This window comes from Streptomyces sp. NPDC001663 (assembly GCF_042893105.1).
Lineage (GTDB): Bacteria > Actinomycetota > Actinomycetes > Streptomycetales > Streptomycetaceae > Streptomyces.
Window position 1 is genome coordinate 16,718 of sequence record NZ_JBIAUR010000035.1, and the last position, 18,565, is coordinate 35,282.

General features: G+C 70.6%; 14 protein-coding genes and 1 pseudogene. 6 read left to right on the plus strand and 9 right to left on the minus strand.

The window, feature by feature from the left end:
• The first annotated feature begins 112 nt into the window (after window positions 1-112).
• Both ACFY1L_RS54235 and ACFY1L_RS54240 read left to right on the plus strand, forming a co-directional pair.
• Complete coding sequence (locus tag ACFY1L_RS54235; protein WP_388842987.1) at window positions 113-1,204, plus strand: LLM class flavin-dependent oxidoreductase; 1,092 nt, start codon at window positions 113-115, stop codon at window positions 1,202-1,204.
• A complete protein-coding gene (locus ACFY1L_RS54240) occupies window positions 1,201-2,601 on the plus strand; it encodes an NtaA/DmoA family FMN-dependent monooxygenase (protein WP_388842988.1) in 1,401 nt (466 codons plus the stop codon). The genes ACFY1L_RS54235 and ACFY1L_RS54240 overlap by 4 nt, the downstream gene beginning before the upstream one ends.
• Before the next feature lie 4 nt (window positions 2,602-2,605).
• Here the strand turns inward: ACFY1L_RS54240 and ACFY1L_RS54245 are convergent, their stop codons facing one another.
• Window positions 2,606-3,559: an MHYT domain-containing protein gene (locus ACFY1L_RS54245; protein ID WP_388842989.1), complete on the minus strand. Its 954-nt coding sequence runs from the start codon at window positions 3,557-3,559 to the stop codon at window positions 2,606-2,608.
• Between the two features lie 192 nt (window positions 3,560-3,751).
• Window positions 3,752-4,570, minus strand: a complete 819-nt coding sequence (locus ACFY1L_RS54250; RefSeq protein WP_388842990.1) for an SDR family oxidoreductase — start codon at window positions 4,568-4,570, stop codon at window positions 3,752-3,754.
• A gap of 129 nt (window positions 4,571-4,699) precedes the next feature.
• On the opposite strand from ACFY1L_RS54250, the gene ACFY1L_RS54255 reads away from it, so the two are divergent.
• Window positions 4,700-5,554 carry a helix-turn-helix domain-containing protein gene (locus ACFY1L_RS54255; RefSeq protein ID WP_388842991.1) on the plus strand — a complete coding sequence of 285 codons (855 nt, stop codon included), beginning with the start codon at window positions 4,700-4,702 and terminating at the stop codon, window positions 5,552-5,554.
• A 21-nt stretch (window positions 5,555-5,575) separates the two neighbouring features.
• Here ACFY1L_RS54255 and ACFY1L_RS54260 read toward each other — a convergent pair whose 3' ends face one another.
• The 3 genes from ACFY1L_RS54260 to ACFY1L_RS54270 form a co-directional block, all read right to left on the minus strand.
• A complete protein-coding gene (locus tag ACFY1L_RS54260; protein WP_388842992.1) occupies window positions 5,576-6,118 on the minus strand; it encodes an FABP family protein in 543 nt (180 codons plus the stop codon).
• A gap of 76 nt (window positions 6,119-6,194) precedes the next feature.
• The gene (locus ACFY1L_RS54265; protein ID WP_388842993.1) at window positions 6,195-7,034 is read right to left on the minus strand and encodes a class I SAM-dependent methyltransferase; all 840 of its coding nucleotides are present in this window, start codon (window positions 7,032-7,034) and stop codon (window positions 6,195-6,197) included.
• 120 nt (window positions 7,035-7,154) lie between these two features.
• Window positions 7,155-8,666, minus strand: coding sequence for an FG-GAP-like repeat-containing protein (locus ACFY1L_RS54270; protein WP_388842994.1), 1,512 nt, complete (start codon window positions 8,664-8,666; stop codon window positions 7,155-7,157).
• 380 nt (window positions 8,667-9,046) lie between these two features.
• Between ACFY1L_RS54270 and ACFY1L_RS54275 the strand changes: the two genes are divergently transcribed.
• Window positions 9,047-9,682 (plus strand): HAD family hydrolase, encoded by a 636-nt coding sequence (locus ACFY1L_RS54275; RefSeq protein WP_388842995.1) that lies wholly within the window; start codon window positions 9,047-9,049, stop codon window positions 9,680-9,682.
• A 122-nt stretch (window positions 9,683-9,804) separates the two neighbouring features.
• Here ACFY1L_RS54275 and ACFY1L_RS54280 read toward each other — a convergent pair whose 3' ends face one another.
• Window positions 9,805-10,266: a hypothetical protein gene (locus ACFY1L_RS54280; protein ID WP_388842996.1), complete on the minus strand. Its 462-nt coding sequence runs from the start codon at window positions 10,264-10,266 to the stop codon at window positions 9,805-9,807.
• 156 nt (window positions 10,267-10,422) lie between these two features.
• Window positions 10,423-11,361 carry a hypothetical protein gene (locus tag ACFY1L_RS54285; RefSeq protein ID WP_388842997.1) on the minus strand — a complete coding sequence of 313 codons (939 nt, stop codon included), beginning with the start codon at window positions 11,359-11,361 and terminating at the stop codon, window positions 10,423-10,425.
• A gap of 325 nt (window positions 11,362-11,686) precedes the next feature.
• Here ACFY1L_RS54285 and ACFY1L_RS54290 point away from each other — a divergent pair, with 325 nt between their 5' ends.
• Both ACFY1L_RS54290 and ACFY1L_RS54295 read left to right on the plus strand, forming a co-directional pair.
• Window positions 11,687-15,274, plus strand: coding sequence for a BTAD domain-containing putative transcriptional regulator (locus ACFY1L_RS54290; protein WP_388842998.1), 3,588 nt, complete (start codon window positions 11,687-11,689; stop codon window positions 15,272-15,274).
• A 326-nt stretch (window positions 15,275-15,600) separates the two neighbouring features.
• Window positions 15,601-16,437, plus strand: a pseudogene (locus ACFY1L_RS54295) (MFS transporter); the annotation flags it as partial.
• A gap of 174 nt (window positions 16,438-16,611) precedes the next feature.
• Here the strand turns inward: ACFY1L_RS54295 and ACFY1L_RS54300 are convergent.
• The gene (locus ACFY1L_RS54300; RefSeq protein WP_388842999.1) at window positions 16,612-17,352 is read right to left on the minus strand and encodes a DUF1963 domain-containing protein; all 741 of its coding nucleotides are present in this window, start codon (window positions 17,350-17,352) and stop codon (window positions 16,612-16,614) included.
• Between the two features lie 100 nt (window positions 17,353-17,452).
• On the minus strand, window positions 17,453-18,478 hold the full coding sequence (locus ACFY1L_RS54305; protein WP_388843000.1) for a hypothetical protein: 1,026 nt from the start codon (window positions 18,476-18,478) through the stop codon (window positions 17,453-17,455).
• Window positions 18,479-18,565: the final 87 nt, after the last annotated feature.

The window sequence follows — 18,565 nt, forward strand, 5'->3', positions numbered from 1 at the left end:
CGGCGTCCCGTGACCGACGGCAGGCGTCTGTCGCCGCCGGCCCTTTCCGGGGCGGCCCCGCGTGGCAGCCGCCCGCCGTCGGCCCGATCGCCGCGCCCCGGAAGGAACCCGCATGTCCGGCCCCGCCCTGCATCTCGCCCTCGAAGCCGACGGCGACGGCGCCCACCCCGCGGCCTGGCGCCGCGCCGCCCACGCCCCCGCCGAACTCCTCGACCCGCGCCGCCTGGCACGCGTGGCCGCCGCCGCGGAGAACGCCGGGTTCACGCTGATCACCTTCGAGGACGACCCGCTGCCGCCGGGCAGCGCGCCCAACCCCGTCGGGCGGATCGGCGCGGTCGAGCGGGCCGCGTTCGTCGCCGCCTCGACCAGCACCCTCGGCATCGCCCCCGTCCTAGCCGTCACCTACGCCGAACCCTTCCACGTCTCCTCGCAGTTGGCCTCGCTCGACCACATCGCGAGCGGACGGGCCGGCTGGGTCGTGGGGGAGGAGGCCCGCCCGGAATCGGCCCGCGTCTGGGGCCGCCCCGAGGTGACCGGTGTGGCGCTCGCCCGGGAGGCCCGGGACGGCGTGGAGGTGGTGCGTGCGCTGTGGGACTCGTGGGAGGACGACGCGGCCGTCCGGCACGTGGCGACCGGCCGCTACCTTGACCGCGAGCGCCTGCACTACATCGACTTCACCGGCGAGACGTACGCCGTGAAAGGCCCGGCCATCGTGCCACGCCCGCCCCAGGGCCAGCTCGTGGTGTTCGCCCGGCACGGCAGCGTGCCCGACGCACAGCTCGATGTCGCCCTCGTCTCCGGCCGCGACCTCGCGACGGTGACGGCGACGTCCACCGCGACAGCGCGCACCTTCGCCGAGGTCGAGGTCGCCCTGGACACCCCGCAGGCCACGGCCGACGAACGCGTCGCCGACCTCGAACGGTACGCACCCTGGCCGGACCGGGGCCGACTGCGGCACGTCGGCACGGCCGCCGAACTCACCGGGCTCCTGCGGGAGTTGAGCCGCGTCGTCGACGGCGTACGACTGCACCCGCTCGTACTCGACGAGGACCTGCCCGTCCTCTCCCGCCTGGTCCTGCCCGAGCTCGTCGACCAGCGCCTGGCCGCCCGCCCGCTGCCGGGCACGTCACTGCGCGCCACCCTCGGACTGGAACGCCCCGCCAACCGCTACGCCGCCGCCGGCCCCCGCGAGGAGAACCGATGACCCGCACCGACCCCCTGGACGTCCCCCGGCCGCACGCCCAGCTGCACTTCGGCGTGTTCTTCCAGGGGGTCAACCACTGGACCATCTGGTCCGACCCGGCCAGCGGCTCCCAGATCGACCCCGCCAGCTTCCGCCGCGTCGCGCAGAGCGCCGAACGGGGCCTGTTCGACGCGTTCTTCCTCGGTGAGGGGCTGCGGCTGCGCGAGGTCGACGGCCGTATCCACGAACTCGATGTCGCCGGGCGGCCGGACGCCATCACCCAGCTCGCCGCACTCGCCGCCGTCACCGACCGGATCGGCCTGGTCAGCACCTCCAACGCCACCTACAACGAGCCCGCCGATCTCGCTCGCCGCCTTTCAGGCCTCGATCTGCTCTCCCGGGGGCGCGCCGGCTGGAACGTGGTGACCACCGACAACGCCTGGACCGGCGCCAACTTCCGCCGCGGCGGCTACCTCGACCACGCCGACCGCTACCGGCGCGCCGAGGAGTTCCTCACCGTGGCCCGCGCGCTCTGGGACGGCTGGGCCGACGGAGCGATCGCCACGTCCACCGACGGCCCGGCCTGGGCCGCGCCCGGTTCCGTACGCCAAGTGCGCCACCAGGGGCCGCAGTTCGACATCGACCTCGCCCCGACCCTGCCGCGCAGCAACCAGGGCCACCCGGTGATCTTCCAGGCCGGGGACTCCGGCGCGGGACGGGACTTCGCCGCCCGCAACGCCGACGTCATCTTCTCCGCGCACGGCAACGACTTCGACGACGCGCTCGCCTTCGCCGACGACATCCGCACCCGCCTGCGGGTGGCCGGGCGGCCCGACGACGACATCCGCATCCTGCCCGGCACGGAGATCATCATCGGGGCCACCGAGGAGGAGGCCCTGGAGAAGAAGCGGTGGATCCGGCTCCAACAGGTCACCCCGGCAACGGCGTTGAGCATCGCCGGACTCGTCTGGAACCGCGACCTGTCCGACCGCGACGCCGACGGGCCACTGCCCAAGGAGGACCCCGTCGTCGAGGACAACGACGGCTCCTTCGGCGCCCGCCGCATCGCCGATCCGCACAAGGTCGTCGCCGAGTGGCGGGAGAAGGCGGACGCCAACGGCTGGTCGCTGCGGGAGGCCGTCATCGCCCTCGGTCCGCAGCGCGGGCACGTCGGCACCCCGTCCGGCCTCGCCGACAAGTTCGCACACTACGTGCGGCACGGCGCCGTCGACGGCTTCAACGTCACGCCGTACCTCATTCCCGACGGCCTCGACGACATCGTCGACCTGCTCGTCCCCGAACTGCAGGAACGGGGCGTCTACCGCACGGAGTACACCGGTACGACCCTGCGCGAGCACCTCGGCCTGCGCGAGCCGCTCACCCATCGCACGGCGCTCGAGGCACGGCAGGCGGGCTGACGCCTCACCACTCGCGGGTGGGCGGCGGGGCCCACTGCGGCTGCGTGTCGCCGTGCGAACCCTGCTGGGATCGCGCGGGAGGGGCGGGAGCGTAGGAGTCCGGCCGTGACCGTGCGGTCCCCGGGGTGTTGTCGAACAGGGTGCCGCCGTTGCGCGGCGCGGGGATCTTCCCCAGGTCGGCCGCGCGGTCCTTGCGGGACGAAGGCGACCGGTTCCAGTCGCCGTCGCCCAGCACCAGCAGCGGGTCGAACATCACCACGACGCCGGCCAGCAGCAGGAAGACGGCCGGTCCCAGCAGCATCGGGAGCAGCAGCGAGGTCGGCGAGTCGCCCGCCCAGGCCCCGCTGCCGCTGCCGTGCACATGGACGCTGACGGCGGCCATGGCCGTGTAGTGCATGCCGGACACCGCCACGCCCATGACCAGGCTGGCCCCCAGGCTGGCCAGGAAGCCGCGGAGGGTGACGGCCGCCCACAGCGCGGCGGTCGCGGCGGCGATCGCGATGCCGACGGACAGGGCGACGGTGAACGTGTCGTACTGGATGTCGCCGTTCACCTCCATCGCCGCCATGCCGAGGTAGTGCATCGCGGCGACACCGAGACCGGTGATCACACCCGCGACGGACAGGGTGAGCGTGCCGGCGCCCAGATAGCCGACGATGAACACGCCGATGCCGACCACGACGATCGCCACGCCCAGGCTGAGCAGGGTGAGACCGGCGTCGTAGCGGATGCCGGTCTCCTGGACCTGGAAACCGAGCATCGCGATGAAGTGCATCGTCCAGATCCCGCAGCCGATCGACGCGGCGCCCAGCGCCAGCCAACCGGGCTTCCAGGACTGTTCGTTGAGCAGGGACCGGACGATGCACCGCAGCCCCAGCGCCCCTCCCAGGCAGGCCATCAAATAGGCCGCCACCGGGGTCACCGCACCGTAGCGGAACCCGTCAACAGTGCCTTGCATATGCCAACTCCCCCCAGAGTCACGGCATTTCGTGAAAGCAAGGTCTACGGGTGAGTGGCGTGTGAAGGCAAGGGATTACCGGCGGTAAGCGAATAACTTTCAACTTCCGTCGGTTGACTCCGGTCAACGAGGGGCGAGTTCCGGCCATGAACATCTTGCGAGAGGCTCCGACAGCGGCGTGACGGGCGGGGGTCAGCCTTGCTGGACGGGCACGACCACCAGCTCCGCGATGTTGACATGCGGCGGTGCGGCCACCGAGAAGGCAACGGCTTCGGCGACGTCCTCCGCGACCAGCGGGCGCAGGTCGGTGCGCATGCGGGACAGAGTGGTGCGCATGTCGTCGTCCTGCATGTCCGAGCCGAGTTCCGTGACGGTGACGCCGGGTTCGACGTTCCGCACGCGGACACCGCGAGGCCCCAGTTCGGCGCGCAGGTTGCGGGTCAGATGGGCGACGGCGGACTTGGTGGCGCAGTAGACCGACCAGTTGGGGTACAGCGAGTGGCCGGCCACGGAACCGACGTGGACCAGATCCGCAGGCAGCCCCCGGGCCGCGGCGGCGAGCAGGTCGTCGGTGAACGCGCGCGCCGTGTGCAGCAGACCGCGCAGATTGACGTCGATCATGCGGTCCCACTCGTCGGTCCGGGCGGCCTCGAAGGGAGCGCCGAGCATCACACCGGCATTGGCCACGACGAGGTCGACCCCGCCGAGCTCCGCGGCGACGGCACGCGCGGCGGCATCGACGGCCTCCCGGTCGGTCAGGTCGACGGCGAGCGGCAGTACGGTGCCGGCGGCCGTGGCCCGAAGCCGCTCGGCCAGCTCCGTCAGCCGGTCCTCGCGCCGACCCAGGAGCGCGACGTCGGCCCCACCGGCGGCGAGGCGCCGGGCGGTGGCCGCACCGATCCCACTGGAGGCGCCGGTCACGACCGCGACGCGGCCGGTCAGGGGCTGGACGGGACGGCTGGAAGCGGTGGTGAGAGGGCCGGTATCGGTCTTGAGAGGTTCGGAAGTCATGCCTTGGACCCTGCGGCCCCCGCGCCGCGCCGACCAGGCCGCACTTCTCCGGGGAGAGCTGATCGTAGGAGTTCCACGGCCACCTTCCGATCTCCCCTCCCGGGCTGTGCCGTGCCTAGGGTTGAGGCCATGGACAGCACGAACCCGCTCGGGGAATACCTGCGCGCCCGCCGTTGCCTGGTACGGCCGGAGGACTCGGGGCTGCCGGTGTCGGCCCGGCGCCGGGTGGCGGGGCTGCGCCGGGAAGAGGTCGCGCTGCTGGCCGGCGTCAGCACCGACTACTACGTACGGCTGGAGCAGGGCCGCGAGCGGCATCCCTCCGCCCAGGTTGTCGAGGCCCTGGCTTCGGCTCTGCATCTGGACCCGGAAGCGGCCGCCCATCTCCACCGCCTGGCCCGCCCGGGACCCGTCCCCGGCCGGGCGGCCGCACGGACGGGCCGGGAACGGGTCAGCCCGGTTCTGCTGCGGATGATGGAGGGCTGGCACCGCACTCCGGCCGTGGTCCTGGGCCCCTGCATGACCGTGCTGGCCCACAACGCCCTGGGCCGGGCCCTGTTCGCCGGACACACCTACAGCGGCGATCTCGTACGGCTCGTGTTCCTGGACCCGGATGCGCGGGCGTTCTACCCCGACTGGGAGAAGGCGGCGGTCAACACCGTGGGTGCCCTCCGCTCGGCGGCGGGCACCGACCACCACGACGACCCTCAGCTGATCCGCACCGTGGGCGAACTCTCCCTGAAGAGCAAGGAGTTCCGCCGGCTCTGGGCCCGCCACGACATCCGCCAGAAGACTCACGAGACCAAACGCTTCCAGCATCCCCTGGTGGGCGAACTGACGCTGGACTACGAATCGTTGACCGTCAACAGCGCCCCCGGACAGCAACTGGTCGTCTACCAGGCCGCCCCCGGCAGCACCTCGGAACAGACCCTCGCCCTCCTGGGAAGCCTGACCGCCGACCAGCCTGCCCAGGACCTCGAAGTGTGACGGGGTGCCCGGGCCGGTCGCCTATTCCTTGCGGCGCAGGGTCGCCGAGAGATGGTGCTGCAACGGCTGCCCGACCGCCGCGAGTTCGTGCACGAACGTGAGGGTGTCGCCGTCGGTCAGGGTGTAATGGCGGCGGGTGGCGGTGACTTCCTTGGCGGTCGGGGTGAGGGCCACTTCGTGGGTGGCGAGCTCGACCGTGTCCTCGGCGGCCTGTCCGACCGCGATCTCCGCGATGCCGGTGGGCTGGGTGATCAGTGCTTCCACCCGGCCGTCGGGTTGCAGCCGCCACCAGCCGCTCTCCCGGGCCGCCGGACGCAGGGGTGCCCCGTCGGCATCGAGCAGCCAGGCCCGGGCCTCGTAGCGGAGGAAGGGCCGGCCGTCGTGGCTGAAGGTGACCTCCTGCCCATACGCGAAGTCCCCGTCCAGCGTCGGATACCCGCCCTGGCCCCGACCGTGCCAGGCGCCCAGGAGACCGAGCACGGGCGCCAGCAGCGGGTGCGGCGCGGGCGCACCGCCCGGCCTGTGGGATTCGGGGTACGGGTACTCCGGCGCGGGGTCGAACACGGTGACGCTCCTCGGGTTGTACTGGTGACGCTCGAGAGCCTAAGCGTGCCGTCCGCCGGACAGGCGCCGACGCGAGTCAGACTCCCTTCCCCCATACGAAGACCTCGGTGCTCGGCTGACGCTCCGAGAACCGGCCCGACGGGGACGCTTCGTTCAGCAGCCGACGCACATCCGCCTCGAATGCGCCGAGACGCGTGCCGAAGAGGTGAGGCGCCGAGTACGACATTGAGAACTGGCCCGCGACGACGTCGTCAACCGTGCGTACCAGCGGCTGTCCGCCGGCAACGACATGACGCTGCGGACCGGAGAACCCCGCCCGGGCATACACCTCGGCCTCACCACCGGGCGTGCCCTGCGCCAACACGCCCCGACCGGCTCGCCGGACCGGCCCGAGGTAGCGCCGTACCAGATCCTGGATCGCCTCGTACGGTGCCCCCGGATACGGCAGACCTTCGGCGCTGCGGACCTCCGTCGGCAAGTCGGAGATGTGCACCAGCACCCCGCCGGGCCGGAGCATGTCCCGCACGGTCGCCGCCACCAGATCGCGGTCCATCCAGTGGAAGGACTGACCGAAGGTCGCGACGGTGAACGTCCCGAGCCCCGCGGGCAGTTCCTCGGCCCGGGCCTGAACCCACCGCACCTTCCCGGTCACTCCGCGCGAAACGGCTTCGCGAGCGGCTTCGGCGAGCATCCCCTTGTCCGGGTCCACGCCGACGATCTCGCCGAACAGATGCGAGAAGCCCAGAGCGAGAGTTCCGGGCCCGCACCCCACGTCGACGAGGCGCCCCCGCCCATCGAGCTGCAGGACCTCGGCGAGCAGTTCCGCCAGCCCAGGGGCATAGGGAAGCCGCCCACGCCGGTAGTAGGCGGCCGTACCCGCAAACAACGTTTCGTCCCATTCCCAGCCGGCCACCATGCCCCGCCACCACCTTCACACAGATCCGCACCAGTTCAGCCGCCGATGATTCCACGCACCAATCGGCCGGAGGCCCGCCCGCCCCAGCTGGCTTGCGTTCGTACGGGGATGTGGTCGCTGTCAGTCGGCCAATGAGGCTCCGAATTGGGCCCCGGTCGCGGGCAGGCCCATGGTGGACGGGCCGAACGAGAAGGAGCCGCTCGCGGTGATGCCGCTGGAGGTGGCCGAGAAGACCCACGCGGCACCGTTGTTCGTGTTCTCCGCCCAGTCGCCGACGACCAGGCCGTCCTTCTTGTCGCCGTTGGCGTCGACGAGGGCGCTCTCGCTGCCGAAACGGTCCAGCTTCTCGGCGGTGCCGGGTACCCCGGCGGTGTTCTGGCTGAACGACTTGACGCCGGTGGTGGTCAGGCCGTTCGCGCTGCCGCGCAGCACGAGCACGGTGCCGGCGTCGGTGAGGCCGTCGAAGTCCTCGCCGGGCAGGCCGGTCACCACGTCCAGGTAGCCGTCGCCGTTGGTGTCGCCGATCGACAGGCCCGAGCCCATGCCGTCGTGCCACTCCCCGACGCCCGGTACACCCGCGGTGTCCTGGTTGATCCACACCGGCTTGCGGGTGGTGGACACGCCGTTCGGGCCGCCGTGGACGACGGCGATGGCACCGCCCTTGACCGGGAGGTCGATGTCGTAGTCGGTGCCGTCGACGGAGTGGCCGACGACGATCTCGGCGTGAGCGTCCTTGTCGAGGTCGCCGATCGCGACGTCGTCGCCGCGGATGAGCCGGCCCTGGGAGTCCTTGAGGAGGCCCTTGTACGTGAACCCGGAAGGACCGCCCAGCATCAGGGCCACCCCACCGGTACCGACCTCGCCGTCCAACTGTCTGGCGCTGACGGCCAGATCGGCGATTCCGTCGCCGTTCACGTCACCGGCGGCCATCGCGAGGGCGTACCACTCCTCGCCGGGGGCGACGAGGGTGAACCGGGTCGTACTCGCGCTGCCGCCGTCCCGCCTGAACGGGCCGTGCAGCACCGAGCCCTCGCCCGGCGTGTTCTCGTCGCCGTAGTCGTCGCCCGACGCCACCACATCCGGGTACTTGTCCCCGTCGACGTCGGCGACCACGAAGGAGCCGCGGGAGTTCGCCGGCACGTTCCTCAGCAGGGTCGGCGTGGCCGACAGCCCCTTGGGGCCGCCCCAGTTGACGGCCAGGAAACGTCCGTCGTAGCCGCTGATCGGCGACATGTCCACGAGCGACAGCAGATCGGCGTAGCCGTCCCTGTCGAGGTCGCCGCTCTGCAGGTCGCTGCCGTAGCGCGTCTGTGGCTGCGTCGTCGACCGGCTCGACCAGGTCAGCACCTGCTTGCGCGAGGTCGACAGCCCGCTGGACGAGCCGTACAGCACGCTGACGGCCCCCGCCTTCGCCTGCCCGTTCAACGTGGTGCCCGGCGCGCCGATCGCCAGGTCGGGGTAGCCGTCGCCGTTGAAGTCGTCGTGCAGGCGCTTGGTGCTGGGCGTGGTGGCGGTCGTCGCGGCCGGGGTGGCGGCGTCGACGACGGGAACCAGCACGGCACCGCTGACCAGGGCGATACCGGTAGCGAGGAGGAGCTGTCTGCGGCGCCGGGGAAGGGAACGGGAAGCCATGGTTGTCCTGACGTAGGCGGTGACGAGGGCGGGGGGCGGGGGATCAGCGCGGGAACGCGTCGCCGAGCCAGGCCCCGCTCGCGACCGTGCCGAGAGTACGGGCGCCGAAGGAGAGGGGCCCTTGGCCCTCACGCCGCCCAGTACGACTCACCAGAGAGACGGTTGGTTGTGCTGGGGTACGCCGCGACTTTCCCTGCCGTTAACCGCGAACCCCACCCCAACCGGCCGTCATCGACAGCTCCCAGTCGAAGGCGACGGCCTTCTCCTCGGGCCCGATGGCGACACCTTCACCGGCCCGGGCACCCGCTGCATCAACTCCTCTTCCACTCGCGTACTGGTGGCATCCTTGGTCGGTGTTGTCATCCGATCACGTGGGCGCTGTGTTCTTCGACGTCGACGGCACCCTGGTCCCAGGTACCAGTTCGTCGGTCTTTCTGGCCGGCTTCCTCGGCCATCGGGACGAGTTGGCCAAGGCCGAGGACGCCTATGCCTCCGGCGCCCTGGACAATCGACAAGTTTCCGAGCTTGATGCCGCAGGCTGGGCGGGCATGTCCGAGGAACAGATCTCTGGCTGGCTCGACGGACTTCCCTTGGTCTCGGGCATCACGGAGACCGTGGTCTGGTGCCGGCGGAACGGATTGGTGCCCATGCTGGCAACCCTGGCCTGGTCGCCGGTCGGCAGCTATCTGACTGACCGTTTCGGCTTCCACACGTTCAGCGGGCCTCGGCTGGAGACCACCGACGGCCGGTTCACGGGCCGGGTCGCTCGTCACTTCGACGAGTACGACAAACGAGACTTCGCCCTTGCGCAGGCGCGGGAGCTGGGGCTGGCCCCTCACGCATGCGGAGCTGTCGGCGACAGCCGGTCCGACCTGCCGCTGTTTGCGGCTGTCGAGTTGAGCGTGGCGTTCAACGCCTCGGCGGGTGCGCGGGCAGTAGCGACAGCCACGGTGGACGACGACGACCTGCGAAGTGTGCTTCCCGCCTTGAGTTGCCTGGTCACAGCCACTCGTTGAGAGCGGCGACGAGGACGGCGATCCGCTGGCCCTACGTCCGGGGCGCAACGTGCCGTGACCCGCCGGGAGGCGGCGGGCCACGGGGTGAGTGTGCGGATCGGTCGGGCGGGTTTCCGGACGGGTCAGGAATCCAGGAAGTGGCCGTTGCACGAGGCTTCCGTCACCCAGCGGTGGGAGCTGATCGCGTTGTCCACGTCGTAGCCGCTGCTGAAGGAGAAGCCGTTGAGGCTGCTCATGTAGTACTCGGACTTCTTGATGCAGGTGTAGCCGCCGCCCCAGTCCGTCCCCGTCCCGTTGAAGACCTGGACGGCCAGGCCGGACGTCCCCTTGTGCAGGATGGACTCGGCATTGTTGGTGGCGCTGCCCTGGAACCCGCCCTGGTCATTTCCCCAGTTCGAGTCCTCGCCATCGGCCCTGCCGAGGTAGCCGGTGCAGTTGTCGGAGGCGTAGGCGTAGAAGTAGCCGGATGACGCACTGTTCCACGCGTTGTCGCAGGCTGTGGCGGCTTGAGCGCCGCCTGCGGGGACGAGCGCTCCGAGGCCCGCGAGGCCGATGGTGGCGGCTGTGGCCAGGATCTTGCGCATGGTCGTTTCTCCTTGTTCTGCTGGTGCCGTCTTCGGCTGTCCGCAGCCGTGGTGCTGCGGAGGTGTGGGCAGTCCCGGAGCCGCGGACCGATGGGTCTGCGATCCCGGACTGAAGGCGCGCGGCGTCAGGGCTGAAGGCGCGTGGTCGCGCGGGACTCAGGCCGTTGAGCCGGTGATGTCCTTGGCCCGCTGGAGGGCGAGGAGGCTCATGCGCTGATAGGTGGTGATGTCCTTGGCGTACCGACGGAGCTTCCGGTCGCGGTACTCGGTTTCCAGCGCGTGTGCCGTGCCGGACAGTGGGGTCTGCGTTGCACAGGTGGCCTCGGAGACCGCCAGTTCAACCTCGACGGCGTATGCCTTCTTCGCGCTCAACCCCTTGGTGAGCCGCGGCAGTTGTCGTCTGACGGCGGGCGGGTCGGCGAAGTTGTGGCCCGCCTCGCGCATACATGCCGACCACTTTTCGACCGCGTGCACGAAGCGCTTGTCCTTGACGAGGTCGGGTACGTACAGGGAAGACAGGTTCGTTGCGGTCTTCTCGACGCGGAACCAGGTCGCGAAGTCGCCGTAGAGCCGGTTCTTGGCGTCGGCCTGGCAACTGTCGCGAGGGGTCTGGACCGTGCCGCCGGCGGGAAGTTCGGCGGTCAGCATGCCGCTGGAGGGGCCGCCTTCAAGCGCCTTGCCATAGCGGACGCGCTCGTTTTGCGGGAGTGCGTTGGCGTACGCGTTGTTCGGATCGTCGCGTTGGACTTTCTGGAGCTTGCTCTTGAGCCGACTGCCGTACCCGTGTTTCCTCGCCCAGTCGACATCGGTGAGCACATATCCGTCGCCTTTGAGGTCGTCGACGGTCGGCAGCCAACCCACCCAGTACTTGAAGCCCTTGTTCTCCATGCACTTCTTCACGAGCAGCGCTTCGGCCCGTTGGACGAGAATCTGTTCGGCGTCGGTCAGCTCCCGGCCCTGGGTCTTGGAGTTCTGGGCCGTGGTGCCCTTCTGTACGTGCGTGGCGGAGTCGGGCCGGTGGCTCGCGGTGCAGCCGGCCGCGGTGACGGCGACGATCACCGCGCCGACGCAGGCGGCAACGGGTGCTCGCTTCATGCTGGTGTCCCCCTGACTGCGGCGCCCCGGGGCGCATGCCTCGTAACCGGTAGCTCTCTGCCTCTGCACCGGACATGCGCGGATTCGTGTGTCCGACTCGGGCCGAGCGGTCGTGCTACCGACACTGCCGAGCGACCTCGCCCCGTCGCCGACCCTCTGGCCTCCCCCGTGGGGGCCGGCCCGCTCGGCCGCTCGGCGGTGTGTGCGTTGATGGTGGCGCCCCGACCTGGTGGAGATCTTGTCGAAACCTTGTCGATGTCGCGTGTGCCTGATGTGATGGACGTGCGCTCAAGGTGATGGAGCGGATGCGATCAGACGGGTTGGCGTGACGGATTTTCGACTGCTGGGCCCGTTGGAGCTGCGCGTGGCCGGCCGGACAGTGGAGCCGGGCCCGCCGCAGCGGCGAGTCGTGCTTGCCTCCCTGCTGGCGGACGTCGGCCGACCGGTCCCGGTCGACACGCTGATCGACCGGCTGTGGGGTGAGCATCCGCCCGCCGAGGCCCGGGCCTCGCTCTATTCGCACATCGCCCGGATCCGTCGGCTCCTGGAAGCAGAGCCGGGCGCCCCGGTACCTGATGAGGGCGGCGGCCTCACGGCGCCACCCAGTGTCCTGCGCCGCGCCGACGGATACCTCCTCAACGCAGCCCCGGACCAAGTGGACTTGCACCGCTTCCGGCAGCTGGTCGAGAAGGCGCGCAGTCCTGAACGCACACCGGCCGAACGCGCACTGACGCTGCGTCAAGCATGCGCGCTGTGGCGGGGACAACCCATGGGCGGGCTACCGGGGCCCTGGGCGGCCCGCACCCGCGAGAGCTGGAAGCAGGAGTACATCGCCGCACTGGTCGCCTGGGCCGACTGCGAGCTGGAAGCGGGCAACCATGCGGCGGTGGTCGGTCGGCTGCCTGATCTGGTCGCCGAACACCCGCTGGTCGAGCCGCTCGCGGCAGCCTTGATGAGGGCGCTGCACATCGGCGGACGCGCTCCGGAGGCCCTTGCCTGTTTCGCCGCGTTACGGGAGCGGCTGGCCGAGGAACTCGGCACCGACCCGGGGCCCGAGGTACGGCGACTGCACCAGGCGATCCTCCGCGGCGAGGACACGGCACCCAGCCGGCCCGACGGGAGTGCCGCCCGCGGCCGCCGACGCGGAAGCGAGGGCGCAGGCGCGCGCCACCCAGCGGCGTCGACCACCATCGGGACGCGTCCCAAGGCGCAAGGCCGTCACGGCGACCGGCTCGTGGGACGTGCCCAGGAGGTGGCGATGTTCGACCGGCTTCTCGAAGATCTGACCACCGGTGAGTCCGGCGCCCGGGCACACGTGGTGGAGCTCGCCGGTGAACCCGGTATCGGCAAGACGCGCCTGCTCGCCGAGTTGGGCGAGCAGGCGAGAAGGCGCGGGATGCTTGTGCTGGCCGGGCGCAGCATGCAGTTCGACCAGGCTCCCTACGGTGCCTTCGTGGACGCGCTGGACGACCACCTCGCTTCCGCGGCCGCGGGCGGTAACCCCGTGCACGCATTGCCGGCGGCGGCGGTGCGGCAACTCGGTGCCGTCTTCCCTGCACTTTGGAACGAGAGCCCGGCAGCGCAGCCGGTTCAAGCCGAGCGGTACTGGCTCCATCGGGCAGTGCGGTCGCTGCTGGAAGCCCTGGGCGGTGGCTGCCGGGGACTGGTACTCAGTCTGGACGACCTGCACTGGACGGACGACGCGACCGCCGAGTTGATCGAGCACCTGATACGGCATCCGCCGAACACGCCGGTGCTGCTGGCGCTCGCCCACCGTCCGCGGCAGATCCCGTCCCGGCTGTCCGCGGCTCTGGCCCGGGCCGGGGCGGACGGCCGGATATCTCAGGTGGACCTGGGGCCCCTGTCCTCCACGGACGCGGCCGGACTGTTCGCCGGCGACATGGGGCAGGGGCGCTGGAGTCAGCTGTACAAGGTCAGCGGCGGGAATCCGTTCTATCTGGAGGCGCTGACCCGGATGCCCTCCGAGCGGCTCACCGCGGCCGCCCCCATGGATCCGACAGCATCCGTGAGAGACGTGCCACGACCCGTGCGGGACTCGCTCCTGGCGGAGTTACAGGGCCTGTCCGATTCGGCGCGGCTCTGCGCACGTGCGGCCGCCGTCCTCGGCGACTCCTTCGCGGTCACGATGGTCGCGGCCATCGCCGAATCCGATCAGGTGCGCACCCTCGCAGCCCTCGACGAACTCACCGCACACGACGTGGTGCGGCCCGTGGGGGCACCGGGCCAGTTCAGGTTCCGCCATCCGCTCGTGCGGGCCGCCGTGTACGAGGGAGCGGGCGCCGGCTGGTTGATCAGCGCACATGGCCGCGCCGCTGAATACCTTGCGTCGCGCGGCGCTCCGTTGGCCACGCAGGCCTCGCACGTACAGCGATCAGCACATCCGGGCGACGAGAAGGCCGCGGAGCTGCTCGCGCAGGCCGCCCGCGACCTGCTGACCATTGCTCCGTCCACCGCCGCGCACTGGACAGGGGAGGCCCTACGACTGCTGGGTGACGAGGGCCGGCTCAGGCCCGACCTGTGGTTGCAGAGGGCAAGTGCGCTCGGCGCGGCCGGACGACTACGAGAGAGCCGTGACCTGCTGCGTACCACGGCTTCGCTGTTGCCTTCCCGGGCCGGGGACATCCGGGTCCGAGTCGTCGTCGCCCAAGCCACGATGGAGTGGATGCTCGGCGACTGCGAGCAGGCAATGCGCCTGTTGCTCCGGGAGTTGGAGGACCGGGACGGCCGGTCGGCGCATGACACCGCGGAACTGGAGATGGCGCTGGCCGCCATCGCACAGCGCACGGACGAGTTCTCCACAGCCGTCCACTGGAGCGAACGGGCCCTTGTTTCAGCGGAGAAGGCAGGTGACCCCCCACGGCTCGCACTGGCTCTAGGGCTGCTGGCGCTCGCGTACGCCTCGAACGGCGACCACGCCCGCTCCCGCGCCCACCTCACTCAACTACTCAAGACGCTCAGCGCAGCGCAGAGTGAGCGGCCGGAGTACATCGACGCACTTTCCGTGATCGGCTGGACGGAACTGCTGCTGGGCCAATATGACTCGGCCCTGCACCATCTCGACCTGGGACTCGAGTTGTCCCGCCGTACCGGCAACAGCCTGTTGCTCAGTGACCTCTTCGCCGCTTCAGCACACGTCCACCTGCTCCTCGGGAACCTGGACGACGCGTCAAGGTGCGCTGAGGAGGCGCTGGAAGCCGCCTCGTTCGTCGGCAGCGAAGAGGCATCCTCGTTCGCCTCCGCGGTGCTCGCCGCGACCCGCATGTGGCAGGGGGACAACGCCACCGACCATTCCACCCTCGAGAAGCTGGTCATCTCCCTGCGCGCGGTCGACGATTCCGAGCCGGCACCGGTCAGGTCCGTTGCGCTCGGCATTCTCGGCCAGGCCATGCTCATCGACGGTGACCCGGACGGGTGCATCCGCACGGTCACCCGCGCGGGCGGAGGTCCCGACCTGCCCAGATTCGAGGCCCCGACGCGCACTTTGTGGTTCATGCTGCTGTCCGGTGCGGAGCTGGCCAGGGGCGACCACGCAGCCGCCGCTTCCTGGGCAGACCGAGCCGCGGCCGCGGCGAGTCCTGAAGGACCGCAAAACCAGCAGGCCTTCGTCGCACTCTCCCGCGCCGAGATCCATCTCAGTCTGCACGACACGGCGGTTGCAGCACGGTTCGCACTGGATGCCGCAGAGGGGTTCAGTGCCTGTCGTATGCCCCTCTACGAAGCAGCTGCGCGAGTCAAGGCGGGCGTCGCGCTGGCCGCGTCGCCCGAGCGCAGGACCGATGCCCTGGCTCAGCTCGAACAAGCGCGGTCACTGTCCGGGACACGTGGCGCCCATGGTCTGTCAGCAGTGGCCGAGGCGGAGTACCGCCGCGTCGCCGAGTCGCCCGTACGCTGACCGGCGGCACGGTCTGCGCCCCATCAGACCGCCCGGCCCGCCCTGAGCGCAGCCGCCGTCTCGACCACGCGACGCGCCTGGTGACGGGCCGCATGCAAGGCCACCACACTGGGCGGGCCGTCGCCGTCCGCGTGGGACGTGCCGTAGGGGTTGCCCGACCGGAACTGGATTGGGGCGGTGTAGCCGGGGCGTGCCCCTATGAAGCCTCTATGTCCCGTCAACCCTCGTACTTGCTGAAGCGGCGTTGTTGAGGCGGCGATAGAGGCGTCGGGCGAAGTAGCGCTTGAGGCAGCGTCGAATCTCGAGTTCCGTCTTGCCCTCGGTGCGCGCTCGAAGGGAGCCGTTCCTCGGCCCAGATCGGCGGCCCCGCTCTCGGTGGCGCGCTGGTGTCCCTGCTGTCGGCGCCGGTCGCCGCCGCATCCTGCGCGGCCTGCTTCGTGGTGTCGTTCCTGTCGATCCGGCGGATCGACCGCCGCGAGTCGATGCCCGAGAACTCGCAACGACCCTCGCCGGTCTGGCGGCGAATCCGTGACGGCCTCCGCTTCGTCGTCCATGAGCCCTCGCTGCGGACGGTGGGGCTCGCCTCGGCCGCCTTCCAGTTCTCGTTCGCGGCGACGATGACCGTCTATCTGGTCTTCCTGCCGCGGGAACTCCACCTGTCCGGCACGGCCGTTGGGCTTGCACTCGCAGCGACGGGTCCGGGCGCGCTGGTCGGCTCACTGCTGGCCGCCCGGCTACCGCGGCGCTTCGGCTACGGCCCGGTGCTCATCGGAGCGGCGGCACTCGGCGACGGTGCGATGCTGTGCGTGCCCCTGCTCCACGGTCCCCACGCGCAGACGATCGTCGTCCTCCTGGCGGTCAACTTCGTGTTCGGTACCTTCGGCCAGCTGGTGAACGTCACGGTCATGGCCGTGCGGCAGGCCGTCACCCCGAGCGGGATGCAGGGCCGCACCGCCGCGACGATCACGTTCATGGGCATGGGGCTGACCCCGCTCGGCTCCCTGCTCGGCGGCCGGCTGGCCCAGGGATGGGGCCTGCGCACCAGCCTTCTCATTACGGCCGCCGGGATGATGCTGTCGCCCGCGCTGATGCTCCTGTCTCCGCTCGCTCGCCTGGGACGTGAGCTTCCCGCGCCGCGGGAGGCGTCGGCGCCCTCTGCATGACGGCATCCGGCTTCAGGGCGTGCCGTTGAATTCCTCGTACGGATCAGGGAGGAACGCAGCGAGGTGGTTCATCCGGGCGGCGCAGCGGAAGGTCAAGGTCGTGACCGAAGTGCGAGCCCGGGGGAGCAGGGCTGCGCGGCCTTCGCGAGGGTATGCGCCTCGCCTGAGGCTGCGTCAGCCGACCATGTCGAAGCAGGCCCGGACCCGGGTGAAGCGGCCGGCGGCCAGGTCGTCCCGGCGAATCACCCAGTAGACGACGCCCAGTTCACCCTCGGTGAGATCCTCGCCCCCGACCTCCGCGAGCAGCACCCAGTCGCCCGGGCCGTGGTCGTGCTCCGTGATGGGATCTGCGTTCCAGACCCAGGGGTAGCCGCCCATCTGCACCGGTCCTTCCGCCTGTATCTCGCCGCAGGTCTTCCACCACACCGAGCCCAGTTCGCTGCCGTGCGGGAACTCCTCGGTGTCCGAGCCGCGGTTGGGCAGCGAGGGCTCGATCGACAGATGTAGATCCTGGGCCGGGTGAACGTGCGGCGGCCACTCGCCGCCCGGACCGCGTTCGGAGACGGGCGTGCCGGCCGGGACGTGGACGAGCCGGGACCAGTCGTCGTCGCTCCACGGGTCCTCGGTGTCCGCGAAGAAGAGCAGCGTGCCGTCCTTCGGCAGCGGGAGGTCCGTCGCGCCCGGCGGGATGGCCGCGAGGTCGACCGAGGCGAGGAACGGCAGGTCCGGAACGGGCTCGTCCTCGGGCATCGGCGGCAGCCCGCCGAGCCGTCCGGCCACCGGGCCGTCGGGCGGCGCCTGACCGGCGGGGCTCAGCATCGCGCAGCGACGGACGGTGCCGAGCCACCGCTCGACCTCGTCCTGCGGTACGCCACGGCTGCGGGCTTCGTCGCGGAACGGATCCATCGATCGCATTTCGCCGAGTATGCCAGGGCGATCATGACCGCCTGCCCTGATGAAGCGAACCGGCCGCGGGCCCGACGGCCGACGCCGCCCTGACCGACGAGCGGTTTTCCTACCGCTTGTGCGCCTTGTAGCGACTGGCGAGCGCGTGGAACGCTTCCTTCGGTTCCCAGGGCATATCGGGGTAGGTGCGTGCGTCCGCGGGGTAGCTGCTCTGTTCGTCGAGGATCTTGACGATGCCGTAGGAGGCCATGTCCTCGTCCGGTCCGGTCGTGCGGTGGGGTGTGGCGAAGCCGGCGAAGCTGAACCAGAAGACGGAGTCGACGCCTTCCTCTTCGAAGACCGTCATGAGGTCGTCGAGGTAGCGGACCTGCTCGCTCTCGTCGCGTATCAGGTCGGGCTTGAGGGTGACGCCGTCGGCTTCCTTGGCCATGTACCAGCCGGCGCCGCCATAGTCGCCCGCGCCCCGGTACGTGCAGCAGCCGGCCTCCATGATGGCGACGGGCTTGCCGTGGGCGAACTCCTTGCGCAGGTCGTCGCGGTAGGTGGGGGCGTTGCGCAGGCCCCGGAAGGCGTCCAGGCCCACGATGTCGAACGGGGTCCAGTCCACGCCGTCCAGGGGGCAGGAGGCGTAGCTCACGCGACCGCCGAAGAGAGGCCGTACGGTGTCGACGGCCTCACCCAGGAAGGCGTTGACCTTGTCGGGGATGCCCTGGAGCGCGGCCTCGCGGTCGGGCCCCGCCAGGATGGGGACGCGCTCGTTGAAGGTGTCGCCGGGCAGGTACCCGCGGGCGAACAGGCTGAGTTCGCAGCCGGTGACCAGGGTGACCGCGGCGCCGTCCCGGCGCAGCCGCTCCGCCCGCTGGGCGCAGTCGGTGAACAGCGGCAGCATCTCGGCGTTCGCGAGCTCGCAGGGGAACGGTGAGAACCAGACCTCCAGGCCGGCGTCCGCGGCATACCGCGCCGTGGTCTCGATCCGATCCGGGTCGCCGCCCGTGATGCGGACTGCGGTGCAGTGCAGGTCCTTCGCGATGACCCGCATGTCCCGTTGGGCGTCCCGGGGGTCGAAGACAGGGCGCGAGGTGTCGCCGTTGGGAAAGGTGCCGGTGTCGTAGTGGATGCCCTTGCCGCGCAGCATGACGGGTGCCTCCGATAAGCGTCGCCGTGTTCGTATGGCGCGATCGTCCAGGCTCCAGCCGCGTCAGAGTCAAGAGCGGGTGGTCGT

What these genes read in the sequence shown, in the direction of transcription:
- ACFY1L_RS54235 (WP_388842987.1), top strand. Translation starts at nt 113, where the DNA reads ATGTCCGGCCCCGCCCTGCATCTCGCCCTCGAAGCCGACGGCGACGGC.
- ACFY1L_RS54240 (WP_388842988.1), top strand. Translation starts at nt 1,201, where the DNA reads ATGACCCGCACCGACCCCCTGGACGTCCCCCGGCCGCACGCCCAGCTG.
- ACFY1L_RS54245 (WP_388842989.1), bottom strand. Translation starts at nt 3,559, where the DNA reads ATGCAAGGCACTGTTGACGGGTTCCGCTACGGTGCGGTGACCCCGGTG.
- ACFY1L_RS54250 (WP_388842990.1), bottom strand. Translation starts at nt 4,570, where the DNA reads ATGACTTCCGAACCTCTCAAGACCGATACCGGCCCTCTCACCACCGCT.
- ACFY1L_RS54255 (WP_388842991.1), top strand. Translation starts at nt 4,700, where the DNA reads ATGGACAGCACGAACCCGCTCGGGGAATACCTGCGCGCCCGCCGTTGC.
- ACFY1L_RS54265 (WP_388842993.1), bottom strand. Translation starts at nt 7,034, where the DNA reads ATGGTGGCCGGCTGGGAATGGGACGAAACGTTGTTTGCGGGTACGGCC.
- ACFY1L_RS54270 (WP_388842994.1), bottom strand. Translation starts at nt 8,666, where the DNA reads ATGGCTTCCCGTTCCCTTCCCCGGCGCCGCAGACAGCTCCTCCTCGCT.
- ACFY1L_RS54280 (WP_388842996.1), bottom strand. Translation starts at nt 10,266, where the DNA reads ATGCGCAAGATCCTGGCCACAGCCGCCACCATCGGCCTCGCGGGCCTC.
- ACFY1L_RS54285 (WP_388842997.1), bottom strand. Translation starts at nt 11,361, where the DNA reads ATGAAGCGAGCACCCGTTGCCGCCTGCGTCGGCGCGGTGATCGTCGCC.
- ACFY1L_RS54300 (WP_388842999.1), bottom strand. Translation starts at nt 17,352, where the DNA reads ATGCGATCGATGGATCCGTTCCGCGACGAAGCCCGCAGCCGTGGCGTA.
- ACFY1L_RS54305 (WP_388843000.1), bottom strand. Translation starts at nt 18,478, where the DNA reads ATGCTGCGCGGCAAGGGCATCCACTACGACACCGGCACCTTTCCCAAC.